Annotated in this window: 23 protein-coding genes; 16 read left to right on the top strand and 7 right to left on the bottom strand. The window is 60.8% G+C overall.

The window, feature by feature from the left end; translation table 11 throughout:
- Positions 1–44: 44 nt before the first annotated feature.
- The gene (gene desA, locus Q8X48_RS05260) at positions 45–1,229 is read right to left on the bottom strand and encodes a delta-9 fatty acid desaturase DesA (protein ID WP_407799883.1); all 1,185 of its coding nucleotides are present in this window, start codon (positions 1,227–1,229) and stop codon (positions 45–47) included.
- A 146-nt stretch (positions 1,230–1,375) separates the two neighbouring features.
- On the opposite strand from desA, the gene dibA reads away from it, so the two are divergent.
- The 6 genes from dibA (at position 1,376) to Q8X48_RS05230 (ending at position 7,724) form a co-directional block, all read left to right on the top strand.
- On the top strand, positions 1,376–3,295 hold the full coding sequence (dibA, locus tag Q8X48_RS05255; protein WP_407799882.1) for a phosphodiesterase DibA: 1,920 nt from the start codon (positions 1,376–1,378) through the stop codon (positions 3,293–3,295).
- A gap of 282 nt (positions 3,296–3,577) precedes the next feature.
- Positions 3,578–3,760, top strand: coding sequence for a sulfur starvation response protein OscA (gene oscA / locus Q8X48_RS05250; protein ID WP_007975618.1), 183 nt, complete (start codon positions 3,578–3,580; stop codon positions 3,758–3,760).
- A 75-nt stretch (positions 3,761–3,835) separates the two neighbouring features.
- Positions 3,836–4,849: a sulfate ABC transporter substrate-binding protein gene (locus tag Q8X48_RS05245; protein WP_126048556.1), complete on the top strand. Its 1,014-nt coding sequence runs from the start codon at positions 3,836–3,838 to the stop codon at positions 4,847–4,849.
- Between the two features lie 181 nt (positions 4,850–5,030).
- Positions 5,031–5,849 carry a sulfate ABC transporter permease subunit CysT gene (gene cysT, locus Q8X48_RS05240; RefSeq protein ID WP_007972956.1) on the top strand — a complete coding sequence of 273 codons (819 nt, stop codon included), beginning with the start codon at positions 5,031–5,033 and terminating at the stop codon, positions 5,847–5,849.
- 12 nt (positions 5,850–5,861) lie between these two features.
- Positions 5,862–6,731, top strand: coding sequence for a sulfate ABC transporter permease subunit CysW (gene cysW / locus Q8X48_RS05235; protein ID WP_007972954.1), 870 nt, complete (start codon positions 5,862–5,864; stop codon positions 6,729–6,731).
- Positions 6,732–6,734: 3 nt separating this feature from the next.
- Positions 6,735–7,724, top strand: coding sequence for a sulfate/molybdate ABC transporter ATP-binding protein (locus Q8X48_RS05230; protein ID WP_015092978.1), 990 nt, complete (start codon positions 6,735–6,737; stop codon positions 7,722–7,724).
- Positions 7,725–7,813: 89 nt separating this feature from the next.
- On the opposite strand, the gene Q8X48_RS05225 is transcribed toward Q8X48_RS05230, so the two are convergent.
- A complete protein-coding gene (locus tag Q8X48_RS05225) occupies positions 7,814–8,338 on the bottom strand; it encodes an Mpo1 family 2-hydroxy fatty acid dioxygenase (RefSeq protein ID WP_407799881.1) in 525 nt (174 codons plus the stop codon).
- Between the two features lie 84 nt (positions 8,339–8,422).
- Between Q8X48_RS05225 and Q8X48_RS05220 the strand changes: the two genes are divergently transcribed.
- Complete coding sequence (locus tag Q8X48_RS05220; protein WP_407799880.1) at positions 8,423–9,109, top strand: Crp/Fnr family transcriptional regulator; 687 nt, start codon at positions 8,423–8,425, stop codon at positions 9,107–9,109.
- Positions 9,110–9,320: 211 nt separating this feature from the next.
- On the opposite strand, the gene Q8X48_RS05215 is transcribed toward Q8X48_RS05220, so the two are convergent.
- Positions 9,321–10,325 (bottom strand): AraC family transcriptional regulator, encoded by a 1,005-nt coding sequence (locus tag Q8X48_RS05215; RefSeq protein WP_407799879.1) that lies wholly within the window; start codon positions 10,323–10,325, stop codon positions 9,321–9,323.
- A 100-nt stretch (positions 10,326–10,425) separates the two neighbouring features.
- Here Q8X48_RS05215 and Q8X48_RS05210 point away from each other — a divergent pair, with 100 nt between their 5' ends.
- Positions 10,426–11,499, top strand: coding sequence for a fatty acid desaturase (locus Q8X48_RS05210; RefSeq protein ID WP_407799878.1), 1,074 nt, complete (start codon positions 10,426–10,428; stop codon positions 11,497–11,499).
- Between the two features lie 130 nt (positions 11,500–11,629).
- Here Q8X48_RS05210 and Q8X48_RS05205 read toward each other — a convergent pair whose 3' ends face one another.
- From Q8X48_RS05205 to Q8X48_RS05195, 3 genes are read right to left on the bottom strand one after another with little or no spacing between them, the layout of a single operon-like run.
- A complete protein-coding gene (locus tag Q8X48_RS05205; protein ID WP_407799877.1) occupies positions 11,630–13,240 on the bottom strand; it encodes an arylsulfatase in 1,611 nt (536 codons plus the stop codon).
- A gap of 15 nt (positions 13,241–13,255) precedes the next feature.
- On the bottom strand, positions 13,256–14,071 hold the full coding sequence (locus Q8X48_RS05200) for an ABC transporter ATP-binding protein (RefSeq protein ID WP_407799876.1): 816 nt from the start codon (positions 14,069–14,071) through the stop codon (positions 13,256–13,258).
- Entirely contained in the window at positions 14,068–15,666 is a 1,599-nt protein-coding gene (locus tag Q8X48_RS05195) for an ABC transporter permease (RefSeq protein WP_407799875.1), read from the bottom strand. The genes Q8X48_RS05200 and Q8X48_RS05195 overlap by 4 nt, the downstream gene beginning before the upstream one ends.
- 403 nt (positions 15,667–16,069) lie before the next feature.
- Here Q8X48_RS05195 and Q8X48_RS05190 point away from each other — a divergent pair, with 403 nt between their 5' ends.
- Complete coding sequence (locus Q8X48_RS05190) at positions 16,070–17,083, top strand: ABC transporter substrate-binding protein (RefSeq protein ID WP_407799874.1); 1,014 nt, start codon at positions 16,070–16,072, stop codon at positions 17,081–17,083.
- A gap of 122 nt (positions 17,084–17,205) precedes the next feature.
- Here Q8X48_RS05190 and Q8X48_RS05185 read toward each other — a convergent pair whose 3' ends face one another.
- The gene (locus Q8X48_RS05185) at positions 17,206–18,126 is read right to left on the bottom strand and encodes a LysR family transcriptional regulator (RefSeq protein WP_407799873.1); all 921 of its coding nucleotides are present in this window, start codon (positions 18,124–18,126) and stop codon (positions 17,206–17,208) included.
- Positions 18,127–18,309: 183 nt separating this feature from the next.
- On the opposite strand from Q8X48_RS05185, the gene Q8X48_RS05180 reads away from it, so the two are divergent.
- From Q8X48_RS05180 to Q8X48_RS05150, 7 genes are all read left to right on the top strand, one after another.
- Complete coding sequence (locus Q8X48_RS05180) at positions 18,310–19,230, top strand: TauD/TfdA dioxygenase family protein (protein WP_407799872.1); 921 nt, start codon at positions 18,310–18,312, stop codon at positions 19,228–19,230.
- 134 nt (positions 19,231–19,364) lie between these two features.
- Positions 19,365–21,725: a TonB-dependent receptor gene (locus tag Q8X48_RS05175; RefSeq protein ID WP_407799871.1), complete on the top strand. Its 2,361-nt coding sequence runs from the start codon at positions 19,365–19,367 to the stop codon at positions 21,723–21,725.
- Positions 21,726–21,984: 259 nt separating this feature from the next.
- Positions 21,985–22,794, top strand: coding sequence for an energy transducer TonB (locus Q8X48_RS05170; RefSeq protein WP_126048571.1), 810 nt, complete (start codon positions 21,985–21,987; stop codon positions 22,792–22,794).
- Between the two features lie 44 nt (positions 22,795–22,838).
- Positions 22,839–23,564, top strand: a complete 726-nt coding sequence (locus tag Q8X48_RS05165; RefSeq protein ID WP_007972931.1) for a MotA/TolQ/ExbB proton channel family protein — start codon at positions 22,839–22,841, stop codon at positions 23,562–23,564.
- Position 23,565: 1 nt separating this feature from the next.
- On the top strand, positions 23,566–23,967 hold the full coding sequence (locus tag Q8X48_RS05160) for an ExbD/TolR family protein (protein WP_102701888.1): 402 nt from the start codon (positions 23,566–23,568) through the stop codon (positions 23,965–23,967).
- Between the two features lie 288 nt (positions 23,968–24,255).
- Positions 24,256–24,837 (top strand): alpha/beta hydrolase, encoded by a 582-nt coding sequence (locus Q8X48_RS05155; protein ID WP_407799870.1) that lies wholly within the window; start codon positions 24,256–24,258, stop codon positions 24,835–24,837.
- A 55-nt stretch (positions 24,838–24,892) separates the two neighbouring features.
- Positions 24,893–25,816, top strand: a complete 924-nt coding sequence (locus Q8X48_RS05150; protein ID WP_407799869.1) for a sigma 54-interacting transcriptional regulator — start codon at positions 24,893–24,895, stop codon at positions 25,814–25,816.
- Positions 25,817–26,019: the final 203 nt, after the last annotated feature.

Here is a 26,019-nt window from a genome sequence, read left to right as displayed (position 1 = left end):
GGGAGCAGGCTCGCTCCCACAGGTATTGCGGCTGCGCGCTGCGGTCAGACGGCGGCAGGGCGCAGGGAGTAGGTTTTCAACTGATCGGCGAAGTCGCGCAGGGATTGAATCCCGCTGGCTTCGGCTTCGTGTACCCAGTCCTTGATGGCCGCCAGCATGTCGTGGCCATTTGAGCTGGTCTTGACCCAGATCTGCTGCAGGGCCAGGCGTTTCTCGTAGATTACCTTCAGCGCCTGACTGTGCTCGAGCATGGTCTGGATGCGTACATGGTGTTTGTCATCCAGCAGGCTGGTCTCGCGCGAAAGCAGGCGTTTGGCCCGGTGGAACTGGTGACGTACCGAGTGATCGACCTTTTCCAGCTCTTGCTTGACCAGCGGGCCGATCACCAATTTGCGGTACTGGGCCATGATCTGGAAGCGGTTGTTGAGGATCGCCATGGCGGTGTCCATGTCCAGGTTGCCCTTGCCTTCGACGCGATGGGCAATCGGCGCAACCCGCTGAACCTTGGCCAGGCGCAGGAAGCTGAAGACTTTGATCCACGCCCAGCCCAGATCGAATTCCCACTTCTTCACCGACAGTTTTGCCGAATTAGGGTAGGTGTGATGGTTGTTATGCAGTTCTTCGCCGCCAATCAGGATGCCCCACGGCACCAGGTTGGTCGCCGCATCGCGACATTCGAAGTTGCGGTAGCCGATGGCATGGCCCAGGCCATTGACCACGCCGGCGGCCCATACCGGGATCCACATCATCTGGATGGCCCAGATGGTGATGCCGATGGTGCCGAACAGCAGCAGGTCAATAACGGCCATGATCGCCACACCCAGCAGCGGGAAGCGGCTGTAGAGGTTGCGCTCGATCCAGTCTTCGGGGCAGTTCTTGCCGTAGATGCGCAGCGTCTCGGGGTTTTCCGCTTCGGCGCGGTACAGCTCGGCGCCTTTGCGCAGCACCGTGGACAGCCCCTTGATGACCGGGCTGTGCGGATCATCGACGGTTTCGCATTTGGCGTGATGCTTGCGGTGGATGGCCGTCCACTCGCGGGTGTTCTGCGCCGTGGTCAGCCACAGCCAGAAACGGAAGAAATGCTTGAGGCCCCCATTCAGCTCCAGGGAGCGGTGGGCTGAGTAACGATGCAGATAGACCGTGACGGCGATGATCGTGACGTGGGTCATCAGCAGGGTGACTGCTACCAGTGACCAGGCTGACAAGCCAAGTAAACCTTCGTACCACATAGGCTGTAGGGCCCTCGATAAAGAAAAAACAGCCGTTGCATTATCACTAAGCCCACACAGAAAACCAGTCGCCCTTTCAGATAAGAGTGGCTGGATGTGTCTTTAAACTATAATTCCAACCTTTTCGTATGGACATGGATTGCCGGATGCCTGCCACCTATCGTGATGCCTTGCGTGCAGCGCTGCTCTATCTGTTGCTTTCTGTGGTTTGGCTGCAGATCAGTGGCTATTTATTAAACAGTTTCTTCGATAGCTCCGCCGAGCGACTGCGATGGCAACTGATCAACGGTTACGTTTGGGTGCTGTTCAGCGCCGGATTGATCTTCATTGCCCGGGCGCGGCTGCTGCGGTGTCTGGGTATCGGCGCCAAACTGCGTGAGCGCGATGCCGACCGCATGCGCTTGCGACAGGCGACGGCAGTGTTCGACTGCACCCGCGAAGGGGTGCTGGTCACCAATCGGGAAGGCGCAATCGTCCATGTGAACCGGGCCTTTATGGAGATCACCGGTTATGACGGTGAGGAGGTGCTGGGGGAGCGGCCCAATATGTTCAAGTCGGGGCGCCATCCAGCGCAATTCTATCAAGCGATGTTCGCCACGCTTGCAAGCGCCGGGGAGTGGAGCGGGGAAATCTGGAACCGGCGCAAAAGCGGCGAAATTTATCCGCAATGGCAGACAATCCGCCTGATTCATGACGACGACGGCCAGCCGAGCCAGTATGTGGCGGTGTTTTCCGATATCAGTGCAATCAAGAACTCCGAACACGAGTTGATGCACCTGGCTCACCACGACCCGCTGACCGACCTGCCGAACCGTCTGCTGTTCAGCGACCGCGCCGAACAGGCCCTGGCTTCGGCACAGGTGCACAAGCGTGGTTGCGCGCTGCTGATGATCGATCTCGATCACTTCAAGATGATCAACGATAGCCTCGGGCATACCATCGGCGATCAGTTGCTCAAGGCTGTAGCCGGGCGCCTGAAAGGTATGTTCGATCCCGGCATTACCCTGGCTCGGCTGGGTGGCGACGAGTTTGCCGTGCTGGCCGAATGCTGTCCGCAGTTGGTCCAGGCGGCTGCGCTGGCACAACGGATCATCAACGGACTGAAAGAGCCGTTTGCTATCGATGGACATCAGCTGTTCATCAACACCAGCATTGGCATCAGCCTGTTCCCCAGCGATGCCTTGAGCGTTGAACAATTGTTGCGCAACGCCGATTCGGCACTGTTCAAGGCCAAAAGCACCGGTCGCAATGACTACGCGCTCTACACCGAAGAATTGACCGCCCATGCCCAACAACGCGTCGAGATCGCCTTCGAATTGCGCCGCGCCCTGGACCAGCAGGAACTACAGGTTTATTACCAGCCGGTTCACGACCTGAAGACCAGCCGCCTGATGGGTGTCGAGGCGCTGGTGCGTTGGCAGCACCCGCAGCGGGGGCTGGTGTCACCGGCGGAATTCATTCCAGTCGCCGAGCGAACCGGTCTGATCGCCGAAATCGATGCATGGGTCATGGCGCAGGCGTGCCGGCAGATGTGTCAGTGGCAGCAGGACGGGGTGGTGCTGTCGTTTGTGGCGGTCAACATTTCTTCGCGCCTGTTTGCTCGTCGCGAGTTGTATCAGCAGGTGGCGCAGGTGCTGCACGAAACCGGGCTGGAACCGGCCTGTCTGGAACTGGAAGTGACCGAAAGCGCGGTGATGGATGATCCGGAAGTCGCGCTGGAGCAGATGCATCGCCTGCGCGAGTTGGGGGTGCGCCTGGCCATCGACGACTTCGGCACGGGTTACTCATCGCTGTTGCGGCTCAAGCGCCTGCCGGTGCAAAAACTGAAAATCGACCAGGGCTTCGTCGCCGGATTGCCGTGGGACGAGGATGATGCGGCGATCTCGCGGGTGATCATCGCCCTGGCCCAAAGCATGGGCATGCAGGTTCATGCCGAGGGGATCGAGCAGGTCGAACAGGCGGCGTTCCTCCTTGAGCAGGGCTGTGATCTGGGGCAGGGCTACTGGTTCGGGCGACCGGTGCCGGCAGGGCAGTTGAACTGGGCTCATGCGCCGGTGATCGCGTAGGAGCGAGCTTGCTCGCGAAGAACTTCAACGATGACAAGGGCTGCCTGAATGAACGCGGTGCCTCCTGCCACCATCGCGAGCAAGCTCGCTCCTACAGGGGGTTTGCGTACGTTTGAAAGGTGCAATCCCTCGCAAAGCCTTGTCTTGTCAGATAATGTTTTTTGGTTATATAAACATTCTTAAATAGTCTTTTTAAGAATATCAAGACCTCACTAGTATTGCTCCCAAGCCGCAAGCAGTGCCGACACTGCGAGGCAAACTCTCAGTTGAAGGAGCAGCAATATGAGCGCATCCCTGCGTAGTGTCGACGGTCAAGACGAAGCCACCATCCTGCGTGAAATCCAGAGCGCCCTGCGCGACCTGCGTTTTGGGGCCGTGGAAATCACTGTGCACAACGCGCAGGTGGTGCAGATCGAACGCAAAGAAAAATTCCGCTTGCAGCAGCCGGGCAACAAGCCGGGCTGAGGCGAATCAGGCACCGCGATTTCCGATATCCCATAAGAAAAAGCCAACAAACCAAGAATTCCAGGAGCTTTCACCATGTCGTCGATTCGTCATTTCGCTTTGGCCGCCCTGGCCAGCGCCCTTTTCGCCGGTTCTGCAGTTGCCAAGGACTACGAACTGCTCAACGTGTCGTACGACCCGACCCGCGAGCTGTATCAGGACTACAACGCCGAATTCGTGAAGTTCTGGCAAAAGGAACATGCCGGCGACACCGTGAAAATCCAGCAATCCCATGGTGGCTCGGGCAAGCAAGGCCGAGCGGTAATCGATGGCCTGCGTGCCGACGTCGTGACCCTGGCCCTGGCCGGTGACATCGACGAAATCGCCAAGCTCGGCAAGTCCCTGCCGGCTGACTGGCAAAAGCGCCTGCCGGACGCAAGCACGCCTTATACCTCGACCATCGTGTTCCTGGTGCGCAAGGGCAACCCTAAAGGCATCAAGGACTGGGGTGACCTGATCAAGAATGACGTTTCGGTGATCACGCCGAACCCGAAAACCTCCGGCGGTGCGCGCTGGAACTTCCTCGCGGCCTGGGCCTATGGCCTCAAAGCCAATGGCGGCGACGAAGCCAAGGCCAAGGAATACGTGCAAACCCTGTTCAAGCACGTGCCAGTGCTGGACACCGGCGCCCGCGGCTCGACCATTACCTTCGTCAACAACGGCCAGGGTGACGTGTTGCTGGCCTGGGAAAACGAAGCCTTCCTGGCCCTGAAAGAAGAGGGCGGCGCCGACAAGTTCGACATCGTCGTGCCTTCGCTGTCGATTCTCGCCGAGCCACCGGTGGCGGTGGTCGACAAGAATGCCGAGAAAAAGGGCAACGAGCAGATCGCCGAAGCCTACCTCAAGCACCTGTACAGCCCGGCCGGCCAGGAAATCGCGGCGAAGAATTTCTATCGCCCCCGTGATAAGGATGTGGCCGCCAAGTACGCCCAGCAGTTCCCGAAACTGGAGCTGGTGAGCATCGATAAGGACTTCGGCGGTTGGAAAACCGCACAACCGAAATTCTTCAATGACGGCGGGGTGTTCGACCAGATCTACCAGGCGCAATAATCTTAAATGGCCATCAATGAGCACCCATGCAGTCAGCCTGGGTGCTTAACTTGTGGGAGCGAGCCTGCTCGCGAAGGCGGTGTTTCAGTCGACAGGGATGTTGACGGGTACTCCCCCTTCGCGAGCAGGCTCGCTCCCACAGGGATGGTTTTAGCGGAACGCTTTTTAACCAAGGACTTTTATGTCGCGTCGTATCTCCCCCGTCATACCCGGCTTCGGGCTGACGCTGGGCTACACCTTGGTGTACCTCAGCCTGATTGTGCTCATACCACTGGCGGCGATGTTCGTGCATGCCGCTCAACTCACCTGGGATCAGTTCTGGGCAATCATCTCGGCGCCACGGGTGCTGGCGGCGCTGAAGCTCAGCTTCGGCACCGCCCTGTGTGCCGCAATCATCAACGGCATCATCGGCACGCTGCTGGCCTGGGTATTAGTGCGCTATACCTTCCCTGGACGAAAAGTGATCGATGCAATGATCGACCTGCCGTTCGCATTGCCCACGGCAGTGGCCGGTATTGCGCTGACGGCGTTGTACACCCCTACCGGTCTGGTCGGTCAGTTTGCAGCGGATCTGGGTTTCAAGATCGCCTACACCCCCCTGGGCATCACCCTTGCCCTCACTTTTGTGACACTTCCATTCGTAGTACGTACCGTACAGCCAGTATTGGCAGACATACCTCGTGAAGTCGAAGAAGCGGCGGCGTGCCTGGGTGCGAAACCATTGCAGGTTTTCCGCCATATCCTGCTGCCGGCACTGCTTCCGGCATGGCTGACCGGTTTCGCGCTGGCCTTTGCCCGCGGGGTCGGCGAGTACGGTTCGGTGATTTTCATCGCCGGTAACATGCCGATGAAGACCGAGATTCTGCCGCTGCTGATCATGGTCAAACTCGACCAATACGATTACACCGGCGCTACCTCCATTGGTGTACTGATGCTGGTGGTTTCCTTCGTCCTGTTGCTGCTGATCAACTTGTTGCAGCGACGCATCGAAACCCCATAAGGAGGCGCACCCATGTCCCAATCGTCTATTGCTGCCGCTTCCTCGAACGCTGCCCGCCGTGGCAGCGCGACTTCGCGGCGAATCCTGATCGGCCTTGGCTGGCTGATTTTTGCGCTGTTCCTGTTGCTGCCGCTGTTCATCGTGGTGTCCCAGGGCCTGAAGCTCGGCCTCGGTGCGTTCTTCACCGCGATCTTTGAGCCGGACGCGTTGTCGGCACTGAAACTCACGGTCATCGCCGTACTGATTTCGGTGCCGCTGAACCTGGTGTTCGGCGTCAGCGCCGCCTGGTGCGTGAGCAAGTACTCGTTCCGTGGCAAGAGCATGCTGGTAACGCTGATCGACCTGCCGTTTTCGGTGTCGCCGGTGATCGCCGGTCTGGTCTATGTGCTGATGTTCGGCGCCCAGGGTCTGTTTGGCCCATGGCTGCAGGACCACGACATCCAGATCGTCTTCGCCCTGCCGGGCATCGTGTTGGCGACGATTTTCGTCACCGTGCCGTTCGTGGCCCGAGAACTGATCCCGCTGATGCAGGAACAAGGCACTCAGGAAGAGGAGGCCGCACGTCTGCTCGGCGCCAACGGCTGGCAGATGTTCTGGCACGTCACCGTACCCAACATCAAATGGGGCCTGATTTATGGCGTGGTGTTGTGCACCGCCCGGGCCATGGGTGAGTTCGGTGCAGTGTCGGTGGTTTCCGGGCACATTCGCGGGGTGACCAACACCCTGCCGTTGCACGTCGAGATCCTCTACAACGAATACAACCACGTGGCCGCGTTCGCCGTGGCGAGCCTGTTGCTGATCCTGGCGCTCTTCATCCTGCTGCTCAAGCAGTGGAGCGAAAACCGTATTAACCGCCTGCGCGCCAGCGCCGCGGAGGAATAATTCATGTCGATCGAAGTGCGTAACGTCAGCAAGAATTTCAACGCGTTCAAGGCGCTGGACAACATCAGCCTGGACATCCAGAGCGGCGAACTCGTCGCGTTGCTCGGCCCGTCGGGCTGCGGCAAGACCACGCTGCTGCGGATCATTGCCGGCCTGGAAACCCCGGACAAGGGCAACATCGTGTTCCACGGTGAAGACGTTTCCGGCCACGACGTGCGTGATCGCAACGTCGGTTTCGTGTTCCAGCACTACGCCCTGTTCCGCCACATGACGGTGTTCGACAACGTCGCGTTCGGCCTGCGCATGAAGCCGAAAAACCAGCGCCCGAGCGAAAGCCAGATCGCAACCAAGGTTCACGAGCTGCTGAACATGGTGCAACTGGACTGGTTGTCGGATCGCTACCCGGAGCAACTCTCCGGCGGCCAGCGTCAGCGCATTGCCTTGGCCCGGGCGCTGGCGGTGGAGCCGAAAGTGCTGCTGCTCGACGAACCTTTCGGCGCTCTCGACGCCAAGGTTCGCAAGGAACTGCGCCGCTGGCTGGCGCGTCTGCACGAAGACATCAACCTGACCTCGGTGTTCGTGACCCACGACCAGGAAGAAGCGATGGAAGTCGCCGACCGTATCGTGGTGATGAACAAGGGTGTGATCGAGCAGATCGGTTCACCGGGTGATGTCTACGAAAACCCGGCCAGCGATTTCGTCTATCACTTCCTTGGTGATTCGAACCGCCTGCACCTGGGTGAAGACAACCACGTGCTGTTCCGCCCGCACGAAGTGTCGCTGTCGCGCCATGAACTGGAAGATCACCACGCGGCTGAAGTGCGCGATATTCGTCCATTGGGCGCAACGACACGGGTGACGCTGAAGGTTGAAGGGCAGAGCGATCTGATCGAGGCGGAAGTGGTCAAGGATCACGACAGCCTGATCGGGTTGGCGAAGGGTGAGACGCTGTTCTTCAAGCCGAAGGTCTGGCAGAAAGTCGCCAACATCTAAGGCAAAAGCTTCGCGAGCAAGCCCGCTCCCACACTGATTTGCGTCGTTCACAAATCCAGTGTGGGAGCGGGCTTGCCCGCGAATGCGATCTAGACAGCTGCACGCTTCGGATTGAGGCGCACCCCACCCGCCCGCGCCTCGATCTGCTCTTTGAGCTCATGCCGCATCCCCAGCATGAACGCCAGCTCCGCCACCACGAACAACGGCCCGACAATCAACCCGGTCACGTCATCGACAAAAGCCGGTTTGCGCCCTTCGTAGTGATGGCCGACAAACTGGATCGCCCAACCGATCACGAACATCGCCACGCCGCTGCCCAGCCAGACCAGCGTGCTTTGCTGTGCCAGCGCATGACCAGCCCACACGCACAGCCCGAGCAACACGGTCATCAACACGCCCAGGCGCAATTCCAGGCGCAGGTAAAACCACGCCGATGCCAGCGAAACGAGCACCGCCGGTGACAGCCACACGCCACCCAGCGACCACTGCGGCCGGGACAGCAACACCGCGACGGCGACCACGATCAGCGGAATACCGATAAAGTGCGATGCAATATTGCGCGGATCACGGTGGTAGGCGGCGTATTGACTGAGGTGGTCGACGAGGCTTTTCATTGTTGTTCTCCTGTGGGGGTGATTGATCATGCCCCGGGGCCACTTCCCGCTCTGTCAGCCAGGCGACAATCTCTAGGAGTTTTCATGGATATGCAGGTCTGGCGCCCACGCCTGATGAGCGGTCAGTGGTTCAGCCATTTGCCTGTTTCCCTACAGGATAGCCTGCTGTCGGTGGGCAGGCTGCGGCGCCTGTCGCCGGGCCAGCGGTTGTTCAAGCGCGGCGATCCGCCCTGCGGCCTGTACGCGGTGCTTGAAGGCGCGGTACGCGTCGGTGCTGTGAGCGAGCAGGGCAAGGAAGCCTTGCTGAGCCTGGTGGAACCGCCACACTGGTTCGGCGAGATCTGCCTGTTCGATGGCCAGCCACGCACCCACGATGCCTACGGCGTGGGCCAGTGCACACTGCTGCACATTCCCCAGAACACCTTGCTGGCGTTGCTCGACGAGCATCCGCAGCACTGGCGGCAACTGGCGTTGTTGATGAGCCAGAAGCTGCGCATGACCTTCATCAACCTCGAACAATTGAGCCTGTTGCCGGCCCCGGCACGGCTGGCACACCGCTTGCTGATGATCGCCGAAGGCTATGGCGAGACCACCCCGCCGCGGCGCGTCCTGCAACTGCCCCAGGAACAGCTTGCCGCCATGTTGTCGCTGTCGCGCCAGACCACCAACCAGATTCTCAAGGAGTTGCAGGGGCAGGGGGTTATCGGGCTGAGTTACGGCGAAATCGAAATCCTCGATGCTGCTCGTTTGCGGGAACTGGCCACGATCTGAAACTCGACGCATATCCCTTGTGGGAGCGAGCTTGCTCGCGATGACGGTGTGTCAGTCTCCAGGTATGTCGACTGAAAGTCCGCTATCGCGAGCAAGCTCGCTCCCACAGGGGGGCCGGGTGAATCAGAGATTTGTGGTCACCGATAAAAAACCTGTGGGAGCGGGCTTGCCCGCGATGGGGCCAGACCAGCCAATTCACCTTCCGAATCAATCAGCGCAACCCATCCCGAAACTGCCCCGGCGTCATCCCTGTCCAACGCTTGAATGCGCGACTGAAGCTGCTGGTATCGGCAAACCCGAGCAGATAGCTGATTTCGCTCAGCGACACCTGCGGGTCCCGCAGGTGCAGCAGCGCGAGGTTTTCGCGGCTTTCGTTGAGCAGCGTATCGAACCGGCAGCCCTCATCCGCCAGGTGCCGCTGCAGGCTGCGCAGGCTCAGGTGCAGGGCCTTGGCGATGTGCTCGGCGCTGGGTTCGCCTTCGGGCAGTTGCTCTTCAATGGCGTCGCGGACCTTGCGCTCCCACGTCAGCGGCTTGAGTTGCGCCAGGGTGCGCTTGAGCACGGTTTCGTTGTGTTCGGCCAGTTCCGGGTTGGCGTCGTCCAGGTGGCTGTCGAAGTCGATGAGGGCGAACTCAAGCCGATCCTCGTCGGCACCGAAGTGCACCGGCGAGCGAAAGACTTTATGCCATTGGTGCGCGTCTGCCGGCTCCGGCCGGCGCAGGTAAGTCTCCAGCGGTGCGTATTCACGGCCCAGTCGATTGCGGCAGGTGCGCACGTAAATCGCCATGAACGCATCGATGGCTTCGAAGGCCGGGGCGGGATTGCCAGCGGGGATTTTCAGACGGAAACGGTAGCGATCCTCGGCGCGGGTCAGTTCCAGTTCGAGGGCATCGCTGACCACCTGGTGATAGCGCACGATGCGCTCGAACACTTCCCGCAGGCTGCCGCTGGCGACCAGTGCATAACCCAGCGCATGGAAGGTGGTCGGGCTGACGAAACGCGAAACCCGCAAACCGATCGCCGGGTCGCCGCTGGCCTGCACCGCCAGATTCCACAGCTGCGTGGTGCCCGACAGCGGGTAGCGCGCGTTCGGGTCGTCCATCAGTTGCGGGTCGAGCCCCGATTGCTGGCACAGGGCGGTGCTGTCAATGCCCAAGGCATCGAGCTGCTTGCGCAGGGCGCGGGTCCAGCTGGCGAGGGAGGTCGGTTCAGTCATGCTGATTGGCGCTTCCAGTCAACAGGTTGGCGTTCACGGCTACCGCATTGCGAGGTTCCGCAAGGCAGGATGCAACCATCAATAACCAGAGGATGGAAGCATGGACCGTACTTCTGCAAGCCCCCAACGACTGAATGCAGCCCAACGTTCAGCCCATATCCGTGAAGTGGTGCTGGCCAGAGGTGTCGAATTGCGTGAGAAATACCCGGTTCTCAAGCACCAGGACGCCCTCGGCGCAGGCATTCTGACCTTCGCCATCGCCGGTATGGTCGGTTCGGCGGCGCTCTACATGAGCGGGCACATGGCCTGGTGGGCGTGCCTGTTGCTCAATGCTTTTTTCGCCTCGCTGACCCATGAGCTGGAACACGACCTGATCCACAGCATGTACTTCCGCAAGCAAAAAGTGCCGCACAACCTGATGATGGGATTGGTGTGGCTGGCGCGGCCGAGCACCATCAATCCCTGGATTCGCCGCCATCTGCACCTCAATCACCACAAGGTGTCGGGCTCTGAGACCGACACGGAAGAGCGCGCCATCACCAATGGCGAACCCTGGGGTTTTGCGCGGCTGTTGATGATCGGCGACAACATCATGTCCTCGGTCATCCGCATGTTGCGGGCCAAGACCTGGGCAATGAAGTTCAGCATCATTAAGCGCACGCTGAAGGTCTATGCACCGCTGGCGCTGATGCATTGGGGCGCGTGGTACGTCTTTCTCGGCTTCCACGCAGCGAACGGCGTTGCGTACCTGATGGGCGCACCGATCGAGTGGTCGGCGACGACGTTGTCGGTGATGCAGGTGATCGACATCGCGGCCGTCGTGATCATCGGCCCGAACGTGTTGCGCACCTTCTGCCTGCACTTCATCAGCTCGAACATGCATTACTACGGTGACGTGGAGCCGGGCAACGTGATGCAGCAATGCCAGGTACTCAATGCCCCTTGGCTGTGGCCGCTGCAGGCGTTCTGCTTCAACTTCGGCAGCAGCCACGGGATCCATCACTTTGTGGTGAAGGAACCGTTCTACATCCGCCAGTTGACCGTGCCGGTGGGGCACAAGGTGATGCGCGAGATGGGTGTGCGGTTCAATGACTTCGGTACGTTTGCGCGGGCTAACCGGTTTGAGCGCAGGGAAGAAGTGGCTGTGGAAAAGGTGCGTACGGCTCAAGTCTAGTCGTCGTTTGAAAGGGCCCCTTCGCGGGCAAGCCCGCTCCCACAGTGATTTGTGCTGAACGCAAATTTTGCATTCACCGCAGAAACCTGTGGGAGCGGGCTTGCCCGCGAAGGGGCCGGTTCAGGCAGCATCAATCCGGCTGAAACGGCGACTCACTCAAGATCACCCCAGTCTCATCCACATACCGCTGCCAATGCTCGATCAAGGCACTGAGCCGCTGCGGCTGGCTCGACGCCAGGTCATGAATCTCTCCCGGATCACTGCCCAGGTCATACAGCTGCCAGGTCGCCGGCCCCACCGGTCCCGGGATGTACACCGCCTTCCATTGCCCCTGGCGGATCGCCCGCCGACCGAACAATTCCCACCCGGTCACGGTGTGCTCGTCATGCACGTGCGCCGTCTCGCCCGACAGAAACCCCAGCCACGACTTCCCGCGAACGTCCGCCACGGGTTTGCCGTGCCATTGCTTGCCCGGATGGCGCACACCGGCCAGGTCCAGAATGGTCGGCGTGATGTCCATCACTGTGCCAAACCCATGGCTGATCTGGCCCTTGAGCGGCAGCTGCGGGTAATGCACCAGCGCCGGCACGCGAATCCCGCCTTCGGTGGTGAAGGCCTTGAACAGTCGCGACGGTGCGGTCGCCACTTGCGCCCAGTTCGGCCCGTACCAGACGTAGGAGTTGGCCCGGCCGATGTTGTCCAGGCTGTTGTCGTAGTGCTGGTTGAGGTAGGTCAGCAGCTGCGGCCCGAATTTCGGGAAAGCCTCCAGCAATGCCCCTTCGGCGCCGTTATCGGACATGAACAGGATGAAGGTATTGTCCAGTTGTCCCTGCTGGCGCAAGTAATCGACGACACGCCCGATGTTCCAGTCCATGCGTTCGACCATTGCCGCATAAACTTCCATGGCTCGCGCAGAAATCTGCCGCTGTTCATCACTCAACGCATCCCACTGTGCGCTCAGCTGGATCAGGGGATGCGGCTCGACATCGGCCTCGATCAATCCCAGCTTCTTGATTTTTTCCAGACGCTCCAGCCGCAGCACTTCAGGGCCGGCGTCATAGCGCCCGCGGTATTTTTCCACCACCTCGGCCGGAGCCTGCAGCGGCCAGTGCGGTGCGGAAAACGGCAGGTAGGCGAAGAACGGCCGGGTCTGGTCGCGTTCCTTGAGGTATTGCAGCAGCTTGTCGCCGAAGGCGTCGGAGGAATAAAAATCCTTCGGCAGTTCGTCGATGAACCGGTCGTCTTCGATATACAGCGCCGGCGTGGATTTCAGCAGCCGTGGCGTCGTTTCATCGTAGGTCGGCTCGAAGCCGTAATGGTTGGCCGCACCGGGCAACAGCGAAAACGAACGCTCGAAGCCCCGGGCATGGGGCGCCAATTCGGCGGTCAGGCCCAGGTGCCATTTGCCGCTCATCAACGTCTGGTAACCCGCCTCGCGCAGCAGCTCGGGCAGGGCGACCACGCGGTCGTTCAAGTGCCCTTCGTAGCCTGGCTTACCGATCAGGTCCGGGGTCAGGGCTTCGGCCATGGTGCCGATGCCGGCGATGTGGTGATCGGTGCCGGTGAGCAGCATCGAACGGGTCGGCGAGCAGGTCGGTGCGGTGTGGAAATCGGTCAGGCGCAGGCCATTGTTGGCCAGGGCATCGAGGTTCGGCGTGTTGATTTCGCCGCCGAAGGCGCCGAGGTCGGAAAAGCCCAGGTCATCGGCCAGGATCACTAAAAAATTGGGACGTTGCGGCATCAAAAATTTCCTTTTTCAGTAGGCAATGAAGGACAGCGGCAGATCGCGGACCTGCACCGGCACGGGAGGCTGGTAGTGACCGTCGCTGGTGAGTTCGTGAAGCAGTTCTTCGCGCAATTGGTGGAAGTCGAAACTGCTGCGATGGCGCGGATGGGGCAGGGCAATGTCGACCACTTGCTTGATCCGCCCCGGACGCGGCTCCATCACCACCACGCGGTCGGCGAGGAAGATCGCTTCCTCGACATCGTGGGTGACCAGCACCGTGGTGATTTTTGCTCGCGCGCGGATCGCCAGCAGTTCGTCCTGCATCTGCTGGCGAGTCAGCGCATCGAGGGCGCCGAAGGGCTCGTCCAGCAGCAGAATCCGCGGGCTGGCCACCAGGCCACGGGCGATGGCCACGCGCTGCGCCATGCCGCCGGAGAGCTGGTGCGGATAGGCGCGAGCGAAGTCGCCCAGGCCCACCAGTTCGATGAAGTCATGGATACGCTTGTGCTTTTGCGCGGCGCTCAATGGCTCGTTGACCAGGCCCAGGCCGATGTTGTCGGCCACGCTCAGCCACGGGAATAAACGGTGTTCCTGAAAGACGATGCCGCGCTCGCCACCGATGCCGGTGACGGCTTTGCCATCGACGCTTATCTGCCCGCGAAATTGCCTGTCGAGGCCCACCAGCAGCCGCAGCAAAGTAGATTTGCCGCAACCGCTGGAGCCGACGATGGCGACGAACTCACCCTCGGCGATGTCCAGGTTGAATTCGCGAATGGCCTCCAGTTCGAAGCCGTCGACGTCGAAGGTCTTGCCCACGTGATTGAAGCTGACAATCGGTGCGTTCATGCGTGTCTCCAGCGAGTGGCGCGGATTTCCAGGCGTTGGCCAATGAGGTTGAGCAGGGCGCCGGTCAGGCCCACCAGCAGCATGCCGGCCATGATCAGGTCCATGCGCAGCAGTTGCTGGGCGCCGATCATCTGGCTGCCGATGCCGCCGTTTGACGGCATGAAGTATTCGGCGCCGATGGTGCCGAGCCAGGCGTAGATCAGGCTCAGGCGAAGCCCTGCGAAAATTCCCGGTGCCGCACCCGGCAACACCAACCGACGCAGGCGTTGGGGCAGGTTCAGGCGCAGCACTTGGGCCGCCTCGTTGAGTTGTGGCGAGAGATTGGCGACGCTGCGTTGGGTGGCGATGAACAGCGGGAAAAACGCGGCGAGGGCGACGAACACCCACTTGGCCAATTCCCCCAGGCCGAACCACGCGGTGAGCAGCGGCACCCAGGCGAAAATGGCGATCTGGCGGAGGGCGGCGAGGGTCGGGCCGAGCACGCGTTCACTGGTGCGCGACAGTCCCAGCAGCAGGCCCAGAGCAAAGCCGAGCCCGCCACCGAGCAGTAACCCGCCAAGGGTTCGACCCAGACTAAGGGCCATGCCTCCAATCAACGTGCCGTCGAGCAGGCCATGCCAGGTGGTGTGCAGGACGGCCAGCGGGCTGACCAGAATGTTCGGGTCAACCCACTGCTGATCCGAGCTCAATTGCCACAACGCCAGCAGCGCCAGTGGCAGCAGCCACGGTTGCAGACGTTGCCAGCCTTGATAACGCGGGCCACGACGGATTTCGGCGGTGGCCGGGTGCGGCCAGTGCACCAGCGTCCTGTCCAACAGACCGATGCCACGATCCATCGCCACGCCGATCAAGCCGATCACCACAATGCAGACAAAGACGATGTCGAGCATGAACAACTGGCGTGCCCAGACCATCAGGTAGCCGATGCCTTCGCTGGACGCGAGCAGTTCGACAGCGAGCAGCGAGGTCCATCCGGCGGCCAGCGCAAGGCGCACACCGGCCATGAAGGCCGGCAGTGCGGCAGGCAGCACCAGGCGGCGGATCAACAGGTGCCTGGGCAGGCGCAACACGGCGGCGGCTTCGCGCAGCCTGGGTTGCGCGTCGCGCACGCCGACCAGTGTGTGCAGGGTCACCGGTACCACGATCGCCTTGATCAGCACCACCAGTTTCAGCACTTCACCGATGCCGAAAAACACCATGAACAAGGGAATCCAGGCCAGGGTCGGGACTTGCGCCAACCCGGCGAAGGTGGGAAACACCAGGCGTTCGAGCGTACGACTGAAACCCAGCGCCGCGCCCAATACCGCACCGACACTGATCCCCGCGAGCAGGCCCCAGGACAAACGTTGCAGGCTGATCCACAAATGGCTCCACAACTCGCCTTGGGACAATTCAACGGCGCTGCTCCAGACCAGGGTCGGCGCCGGCAGGATCTGCTCGCTCATCCAGTGATTGCGGCTGGCGAGCCACCACAGCGCAAACAGGCTGAGGGGTAATAGCCAGGGCAAGAGCCGCTGGCTCAGGGTCGGCCAATGTCGTCGACCATCAAGCCGAGGTGCGGCCAGCGGCAGGCTCAGAAGGGAAACACGGGCCATGGGTGACCTCCGTTGTCGGGTTGCAATGCAAGCCTGTTTTTTGTGGGAGCGAGCTTGCTCGCGATGAGGGTGTGTCAGGCGACTTATGTGCTGGATGACACACCGCTATCGCGAGCAAAGCTCGCTCCCACAGGGTTTAATGTGTATGCAAAATTGATCTATAAAAATAAAAATCAATTCTATTTAGGGATAAGCAAGGCCATTTAAGGCTTGGGAGCGCGCGCACATCCAATGCCTTCGAAGAATATTTTTGATGCTGTTTTTGCATACGCGATCGGAAGGCCCGTAGGAGTTGATATAGATCAAAAAGCTATAAAAATGTGAATTTATAGTATTTAAGTGTTGGTTCTGATTCGTCCTACTTTCGGCTCATCAACGCCCGTTGCCCCAAGGAGCCGTACCCATGAACCTTCCCTTCAAACGTGTCATCAGCCTGTTCGCCGCACCGGCCCTGGCGGGTCTGCTGGCCTTCACGGCCAACGCCGGTGAACTCAAGGAAATCCGCATCGCCGTGCCGGACCTGAGTGCCGGTACGCAGCACAGCGGTGGCGGTGTAGTGGATGTGTTGCGCGATCAACAGATCTTCGAAAATGCCTTTGCCGATCAAGGCATCAAGATTCAGTGGAGCTTCTTCAAGGGCGCAGGCCCGGTGATCAACGAGGCGTTCGCCAACGGTCAGGTGGACCTGGCCTACCTTGGTGACCTGGCAGCCATCATCGGCAAGTCCAATGGTCTGGATACGCGATTGCTCAGCGCCTCGGCGCGCGGGGTCAAGCACTACCTCGGCGTGGTACCGGGTTCGGGGATCAAGACCCTGCAAGACCTCAAGGGCAAACGCGTGGCGATCTTCCGTGGCACGGCCAGCCAGTTGTCCTTCGATGCGGCGCTGGCCAGTCAGGGGTTGGGCGAGAAGGATGTGAAAGTCATCAACCTGGACTTCAACGCGGCGGTGGCGGCGCTGGCGGCGAAACAGATCGATGCCTCGTGGGGTGGTTCCGGGCTTACCGCATTACAGGCCAAAGGACTGGCCGAGTTGCCTCTGACCACCAAGGACCTGGGCGGCGCCGGCAGTGTGCAGGCCGTGTTGGTGGGAACCGGAAAGTTCGTCGACGAGCACCCCGAGGCGGTCGCCACGTTGCTCAAGGCTCAACAGCAAGCGGTGGCGTGGTTGACCCAGGACAGCAATAAGGACGCCTACATTCAGCTGGTTTCAGAGCTGGCGAATTATCCGGCGGTGATCCTCACGCAGGACCTGCAGGATCAGAACCTGAGCGAGGTTTTCCCGTCGACGCTCGATCCGGTGTTCCTTGGCAAATTGCAGGATGCGGTGGACCTGGCTTCGCAGCAGAAGCTGATTCGCAAGTCGTTCAAGGTAAGCGATTGGGTGGCGCCGGAGTTGGCTGCGGCCAAGCTCTGAATCTTCAGTGAGTTCACTGGCCTCATCGCGAGCAAGCTCGCTCCCACATTAGATTTGAGTCGTACACAAACTTGTGTCCGACAACGATCCCCTGTGGGAGCGAGCTTGCTCGCGAAGAGGCCCTAAACCGCGACGCTGACTTGCTGTCTGTCCACCGCCACCAGCGTCTCGATCATCGCCCGCGCCGCCGGCGACAACCGGAACCCGGTGCGGCTGACAATCCCGCACCGCGCATTCATGCTCTCGATGTTCTGCGGCAAATTGCGCCAGTGCAGCAGTACCAGCGCACCCTGGGCAATGTCTTCGATGAACGCCTCTTGCGTACCGACGCCGATGGCGTTGGATTGCAACACCACCTTCACCAGCGCCGGAAAATGTTCGGTCTCGAGGGTCGGCGAAAAATCCACCCGTCCACTGAGGTTCGCCAGCAGTTTGCGAATGCCTGGGGGGATCTTTGTGGTCGCCAGCGGGTAATCGAACATGTCGTTGGTCGACAGGCTCTCCTTGGCCAGCAGCGGATGCCCCGGACGGCAGAAAAACACACCGCGTTTGGGCGTCAGCGCCTGGGTCTGGAAGTTCGGGTCGGACTCGAAGTGGCGGATGTCGGCGATGAAGAATTCGATCTCCTCACGGCTCAGGGCGCGGCTGAGTTTTTCCCAGTTATCCACCTCGAAACAGGTGCGCACTTTCGGGTGTGCATTGATGAATTGCGCCACCGCATCCGGCACCAGTTTTACCGCCGGCGCCGGGCCGCAACCGAAGCGCAGTTCCCCGGCATCGAGCTTGGTCATCTGTGTCACTTCGGCGCTGAGCAGCGCCGCACCCTGCACCAGGCTGCGGGCATGTTGCAGCACCACCAGGCCCTCTGGGGTCGGGCGCAAATCCTTGTTGCCACGGTCCACCAACACGCAGCCGAACTCTTGCTCCAGCCCCTGGATGCTGCGGCTGAAGGCCGGTTGGGTAATGCCCATGGCCTCGGCCGCGCGCACGAAACTGCGGTGTTCGTCGAGGGCGATGAAGTAACGCAACTGGCGAAGATCCATATGCTTTTCCGGCATCCTAAAAATAGCTCGAAGGCATTTGCGACGAGGGTTGACTGAGGTTTTAAATGCAACCTCTTATTCCGTCAACGAAGCATGTTGATATCTATTAGATCTAAATAGAATATAGATAGAGCAGTGTTTCGCGGCCGGTTCAACCGCAAGCAGTCTGATGAGGGTCTACCCATGAGCAATGCCGCTTTCGCAGTACAACCCGCTGTTCACGCGCTTGAAATCCACCCGGTGGCCGGTCGCATCGGTGCCGAAATCCGTGGCGTACAGCTTTCCGGCGAGCTGGATGCCGCCACCGTTGAAGCCATTCAACAGGCGCTGCTGCAATACAAAGTGATCTTCTTCCGCGAGCAGACCCAACTCGACGATCAGCGCCAGGAGGCGTTCGCCCACCTGCTCGGCGAACCGGTGGCGCACCCGACCGTGCCGGTGCGTGAAGGCACGCGTTTTCTGCTGGAACTGGATGGTGCCGAGGGCCAGCGTGCGAGTTCCTGGCACACCGACGTGACCTTCGTCGAGGCCTACCCCAAAGCCTCGATCCTGCGCTCGGTGGTGGCCCCGGCTTTCGGTGGCGACACCCTGTGGGCCAACACCGCCACCGCCTACAACGGGTTGTCGCAGGAGCTGCGTGAACTGGCCGACAAACTGGTCGCCGTGCACAGCAACGAATACGACTACGCCGGCACCCGGCCAGACGTCTCGGCGGAGAAGCTGGAGCGTTATCGCAAGGTCTTCACCTCGACTGTCTACGAAACCGAACACCCGGTGGTGCGCGTGCACCCGATCAGCGGCGAGAAGAGCCTGTTACTGGGGCATTTCGTCAAACGCATCAAGGGCTATTCCCAGGCCGATTCGGCGCACCTGTTCGGGTTGCTGCAAAGCCATGTGATCCGCCAGGAAAACATCGTGCGCTGGCGCTGGAAGGCCGGTGACGTGGCGATCTGGGACAACCGCTCCACCCAGCATTATGCGGTGGATGACTACGGGACCCAGGACCGGATCGTGCGCCGTGTGACGCTCAAGGGTGAAGTGCCGGTGGGTGTGAACGGGCAGGTCAGCCAGACCGTGAAAGGGCCGGATATCGGCGGCGTCTGAGCCGACGCTATCGCGAGCAAGCTCGCTCCCACAGGGGGTCTTCGGTGTTCACAGGATCAGTGTGGGAGCGAGCTTGCTCGCGATGGCGGCCTGGCAAGCAATAAAGCATTTCTTCTGATCGGGAACCCCGCCTTATGAGTCCGTTGCACTTTGCTCAAACCTCCTCACCCCAACGGCTCAAACGCCTGCCCCTGGCTCTGCTACTGGCAGGCAGTGCCAGCTGGACCCAAGGCTATGCGGCCGAAAGCGCCACCCCTGAAACCACCCCGGCAAAAACCGCCACGGCCGACAATACCCAACTGGCAACCGTGACGGTTACAACCCGCCGCCGCGAAGAAAGCTCGCAGGACGTACCAACCCCGATGAGCGTGGTCAGCGGCCAGACCCTGGAAGCCCAGCGGGTCTATCGCATCCAGGATTTGCAGCAACTGGTGCCCAGCGTCAACGTCGCCTACATGCATGCGCGCCAGTCCAGCGTGTCGATTCGTGGCTTGGGCAACAACCCGGCCAGCGATGGCCTGGAAGGCAGTGTCGGTCTGTACCTCGATAACGTTTACCTCGGCCGGCCGGGCATGGCTGTATTCGACCTGATGGACATCGAGCAGCTCGAAGTGCTGCGCGGTCCGCAAGGCACCTTGTTCGGCAAGAACACCACCGCCGGCGTGATCAACATCAGCACCCGCGCGCCGACCTTCACCCCGGAACGCAGCATCGAATCTTCGGTGGGCGAGGATGGCTACTTCCAGACCAAGGGCACGATTTCCGGCCCGCTGAATGACCAGCTCGCCGGGCGCTTTTCTGCGTATCGCACCCGCAGCGACGGCGATATCAAGAACGAATTCGACGGCCACGATTTGAACGGCGGCTCGCGCGATGGCTTCCGTGGCCAGTTGCTGTTCAAGCCGAACGAATCGTTCAACCTGCGCTGGATCGGCGACTACAACGAAGAAGATTCCAGCGCCGGCACCCGCGTGTTGTTCAGCATCGGGCCGACCATCAATGGCACCAACCTTTACCAGACCCGGGCCAATGCAGCGGGCGCGACACTGGTCGACGGCACGCACCGCAAGGTCAACCTGAACAACGACCAGCATGTCACCGTGCATCAGGGCGGCACATCGGTGGAGGCCAACTGGACGCTGCCGAGCGACTTCACCCTGACGTCCATCAGCGCTTACCGCTGGTGGAATTTCACCCCGCGCAATGATGACGGCCTGAACGCCACCGTCTTCTACAACGCCGGGGTCTCGGTGGAGGACAAGCAGTACTCCCAGGAGTTTCGCCTGGCGTCGCCTACCGGCGGGTTCTTCGATTACGTGCTCGGCGCCTATTATTTCGGCTCCGACCTGGACAACAAATCCTTCACCTTTTACGGACCGCAAGCCGATATCTGGAGTGGCACGCCCACCGGTGCGCTGAACAACATCGACAGTGTCGGCAACGGTCATATCGAAACCAACAGTTTCGCGCTGTTCGCACAGGGCACCTGGCACCTGACCGAACGCCTGGATTTCACTGCCGGCCTGCGCGGCACCTATGAAGAGAAAAACGCCTGGGTGACCCGCAATGCACCCGCCGGTGGTGCTGCAGTCACCGGCGCGGCCGCCGCGTCACGACGCGCTCGTGCGGGGGCCTACGATTCCGGCGATCTGAACCAGTACAGCTCCAGTCCTTCGGGCCTGTTGAACCTCAGCTACCACCTCACCGATGACCTGCTCACCTACGCCACGTTGTCCCACGGCGAAAAATCCGGTGGGGTAAACCTGGCCGTCGGTATGGCGCCGGTGGCCGGTGCCGACTCGTTGCTGATCGGCACCGAGCGCGCCAACAACGCCGAGCTCGGCTTCAAGAGCACCCTGTGGGACCGTCGCCTGCAACTCAACGCCAACCTGTTCTGGACCCAGGTCAACGGCTATCAGACCAACGCCTATGACGACGTCAATCGTGTGCAATACCTGACCAACGCCGGTTCCGTGCGCTCCCGTGGCGTGGAGTTCGAAAGCACCCTGATCCCACTGCGCGGCCTGACGCTGAACATCAACGGTTCGTACAACGACGTCAGCTATCTCTCCTACAAGGATGCACCGTGCCCGCCGGAAGTCAGCCTGAGGCCGGGTGCTCCAGCCTCCTGCGACCTGACCGGGCATCAAGTGGTCGGCGCCTCGAAATGGATCGGCAACGCCAACGGCGAATACAAGTGGAATCTGAGTAACGGCTTCGAGGAGTACGTCACCGCCAGTTATGCGTTCCGCTCCAAAGCGGTGGGCACGGTGGAAGACTCCGACTTCGGGCAGATCCCGAGTTATGCGGTGGTCAACCTGTCCACCGGTCTGCGCGGCGACTTCAACCAGGGGCAGTGGGACGTTTCGTTGTGGCTGAAAAACGCCTTCGACAAAACCTACTACACGACGCTGTGGACGGCTGCCAACGGTGGTTATGAAGGCCTGCCCGGTACGCCACGCACGCTCGGTGTGACCGGCCGATACGACTTCTGACGGCGAAAAAGCATGCTTCGAATGAATACTTTCAATGCCCGAAAAGCATCGGATTTTTTCCACTGTGCCGGAGCCCTTGAACGGCGGGCTCTGGCGGTGGGTTGAGGGTTTTGTTTATTCGTATTGGTTCTAAATTTAAGTTTAAACATTACTTTAAGAGCTAAGCGTTCAAGCCAATGATTGCTCTACCGGGGCGTCGTCGGGGGATGTTCAGCACGACGTTCCGGTTATCCGCAAAGAGACCGCAGGGAGTAAAACAATGGGCAATGTCCAGATCGCCGCCGGTGCACATGAGGTGCTTTGGCGCCAGGCACCCGGTGGCGAATTGGTCGACCTCGGCCGACCGCACCGGGTGCCCTTGGGGCAGTTGCGTTTGCAGCGAACCCCCAAAGGCGCCCTTCGCCGGCGTGAAGCAATCGTGCTGGGCGTGCTGGCGTTGCTGGTGCATGGCGCGGTGATCTATTGGGTCAATCAGCAACCGACACCGGTACTGCCGATCGTGCCGCCAGAAGTCCCGCCCATGACCATCGAATTCTCGCGACCGGCGCCACCAGTGGTCGAGCCGCCGCCTCCACAACCTGTGCAACCCGTGATTGAGCCGCCACCGCCTGTGGAGGATGAGCTGGCGGTGAAGCCGCCTCCACCAAAGCCGGTTCCCAAGCCCAAACCGGTCGCCAAACCGCTACCGAAACCGGCGCCAAAAGCCGTTGAGCAGCCACCCGCGCCAGCGAAGCCGGCAGCACCTGTCGCGGCCCCGGCGCCACCTGCACCACCGGCCCCAGCGCCTGTGACACCGGCCTCCGCCACCGCCGGCTATTTGAAAAACCCGGCGCCGGAATACCCGTCGCTGGCCCAGCGTCGCGGCTGGGAAGGCACTGTGTTGTTGCGCGTGCATGTGTTGGCCAGCGGCAAGCCCGGCGAGATTCAGATCCAGAAAAGCAGCGGTCGCGATGCACTGGACGACGCCGCGCTGAACGCGGTGAAACGCTGGAGTTTTGTGCCGGCCAAGCAAGGTGATGTCGCCCGGGACGGCTGGGTCAGCGTGCCCATCGATTTCAAGATTCATTAAACAGAAACCAATTTCGCGCGAAACGTTTACACGAGGAATACATCATGACGTTACTGGCCTCTCCACTTGAATCCATCGAAAGCGCGGTGATCTGGCTGCTGGTGGTTTTTTCCGTCGCGACCTGGGGCCTGGCATTGCTCAAGGGCGTGCAGTTCGGTCGCCTGAAGGCACAGGATCGAAAGTTTCATCAGCAGTTCTGGGCCGCTTCGAGTCTCGACTCGGCGGCCGAACTGAGCGAAACCCGGCCCGGCGCGGCCGCCCGGGTGGCGCAGGCCGGTTATGCGGCCATCCAGGTGGGCGAGACGCCACAGGCGGCTGACTTGAGCCAGGCGATCAACCATCAGGATCGTCTGGAGCGAGCCTTGCGCCAGCAGATTGTGCGCGAGCGCCGGTCACTGGAAACCGGGTTGGCAGTGCTCGCAAGTATTGGCAGCACCTCGCCGTTCATTGGCTTGTTCGGCACGGTGTGGGGAATCATGGAGGCGTTGAAAGGCATCAGCGCGGCGGGCTCGGCAAGCCTTGAAACAGTCGCCGGGCCGATTGGCGCGGCACTGGTCGCCACGGGTGTGGGGATCGCCGTCGCGGTGCCGGCGGTGCTGGTATACAACTACTTTTTGCGGCGCTTGAAACTGACGGCGGCGGATCTGGACGACTTCGCCCACGACTTCTACAGCCTGGCGCAGAAGAGTTCGTTCCGCGTGCTGATCCACCCGACAGCGCACAAGGTGGCAGCCCAGGGCAACGCGCAGAAAGTGAAGGAGGCGTCCTGATATGGCCTTCTCCACGCAAGACACTGACGAGGTGCTCAGCGAGATCAACGTGACGCCGCTGGTTGATGTGATGCTGGTGTTGCTGGTGGTGTTCATCGTCACCGCACCGCTGCTGACCAACGCCATTCCGATCAACCTGCCCAAGACCGAAGCGGTGGCGCCGGTGGAGCAGAAGGACCCGTTGGTGGTGAGCATCGACGGTGCCGGCAAACTGTTCATCAACAAGGACGAGATACAGCCGGACTTGCTGGAGTTCAGTCTCAAGTCGGCGAAGGCCAAGGATCCGGAGGTGCGCGTGCAGTTGCAGGCGGACGATGGTGTGAATTACGGCGAGGTGGCGCGGGCCATGGCATCGATTGAACGGGCAGGGATTACCAAGTTGTCGGTGATCACTGCGCGTTAACAGGTTTTCGTTTTCCGGGGCCGTCTCCTTGGCAGGGTGCGGCCCTTTTTTTTGCTTCAACTTTCGCGAACACACTGTTCCCTGTGGGAGCGAGCTTGCTCGCGATGGCGGTGGATCAATCGACATCGATGTTGAATGTCCGGGCCCTATCGCGAGCAAGCTCGCTCCCACAGGTCATGTGTTTTATATTCGATATTGATCTTAATAAATAGCTTCTTATTCCTTAACGAATATATCTCGCCTCCCTATACTCGACCGGGAACAGACACGCAGCAGGAGAGCTCCCCCATGCGCAACGAATCAATTCGCTACCTGATTGTGCCGGGCTGGCAAGGATCGCCAGAAGATCATTGGCAAAGCCACTGGCAGAACAGCCTGCCGAACAGTGCGCGGGTGGAGCAGGCCGACTGGCTGACGCCGCGCCGTGAAGACTGGGTCGCGGCGCTGGCCGAGGCGATTGCCGCCGACAGCACGCCGGTCATCCTGATCGCCCACAGCCTGGGTTGCATCACCGTCGCCCATTGGGCGGCCACCGCGCCTGTGCAGTTCCTGCGTAAGGTGCGCGGTGCCCTGCTGGTCGCACCGGCGGATGTCGAGCGCCCGGCCTGTGCACCGGCCTTGCGCAACTTCGCGCCGATCCCGACGGATCTGCTGCCGTTCCCCAGCCAGGTTGTCAGCTCCGACAACGACAGCGCCGTCAGTGCACCGCGAGCCCTGGAGCTGGCGCGCAACTGGGGTGCCGAGGCGGGGATTCTGGCGGGGGCGGGGCATATCAACGTGAAGTCCGGTCATCAGCGTTGGGAGCAGGGTTTTGCCTATCTCTATCGCCTGCAAAACCGCATGGAACTCCACGCCCTGCGCCGCGCTTGAACACTTTCTTTATTTAACGCCCCCGTCTCCCGGCGGTTCTGGGCGGGAGTCTGCCATGAGCTTTGAAACCTTCGGTCAGCCGCTGCTGACCTTTCCCGACGCCGAAAAAAGTCCCCTGAGCATCCGCGCCAAGGCGCTGGTATTTGTCGATCCGCGCTCGCGGCAATTACGTGAAGACCTTGAGCAACTGGCCACGCGTTCAGTCTCGGTGCTGATCCGGGGCGAAACCGGCACCGGCAAGGAGTTGCTGGCCCGTCAGATCCACCGCGCCAGTGATCGCGGCGGGTTGTTCGTGTCGGTCAACTGCGGCGCCATCAGCCCGACCTACGCCGACGCCGAGCTGTTCGGCTATGCGGCGGGCAGCTACAGCGGTTCGGCGAGCAGTCGTGCCGGCTGGTTCGGTTCGGCCAACGGCGGCACGCTGTACCTGGACGAAATCGGTGACCTGCCGCTGCCGATCCAGATCAAGCTGCTCGCCGCCCTGGAGAACCACGAAGTCACCCGCGTCGGCGCTCAGCAGCCGAGCCCGGTGGATGTGCGGCTGGTGGCGGCCACCAGCATCGATCTGGCCCAGGCGGTGGCCGCCGGAAAATTCCATGAACGGCTCTATCACTACCTCAGCGAAGGCCCGCTAGAACTGCCGGCGCTGCGCGAGCGTACGGGGGACATTCTGCCGCTGGCCGAATACTTCCTCGGCATCTACAGCCAGCGCCTCGACCTGCCGGTGCCGCTGATCAGTGTAGCGGCGCAGCTTGTGCTTGAGCGCCACAGCTGGCCGGGCAATACCCGGGAGCTGGAAAACGTCATTCACTTTGCGCTGCTGGTGAGTACGGGCGACGAGATTCTGCCGGAGCATTTGAATTTGCCTGATGAAGGTCTGGGAAAGATCGAACAGCAGCTCAAGCAGATTTTTTGCAACGGTTCCGATGCCGAAAAAGACGCCTTGAAACAACTGCTCGCAAACGCCGGATTTCTGTAGGAGCGAGCTTGCTCGCGAGAAACCCACAGACGCCGTTGGGTCTCAGGTTTGGCGCGTTTTCGTTCACGACCATCGCGAGCAGGCTCGCTCCTACAGTTGTATGAACAAAATGGAATATGAAGCTGAATAAACGTTATTGTTCGGGAATAAAAAATCCCGGTATTGTCCGCTTCACGCCAGCGATAGCACTTCACTGGCACTCT

Source organism: Pseudomonas sp. QLc11A, from assembly GCF_052112305.1.
GTDB classification, from domain to species: Bacteria; Pseudomonadota; Gammaproteobacteria; order Pseudomonadales; family Pseudomonadaceae; genus Aquipseudomonas; species Aquipseudomonas laurylsulfatiphila.
Note: the sequence above shows the minus strand (reverse complement) of the source record. Positions and strands in the feature narration are given on the sequence as shown.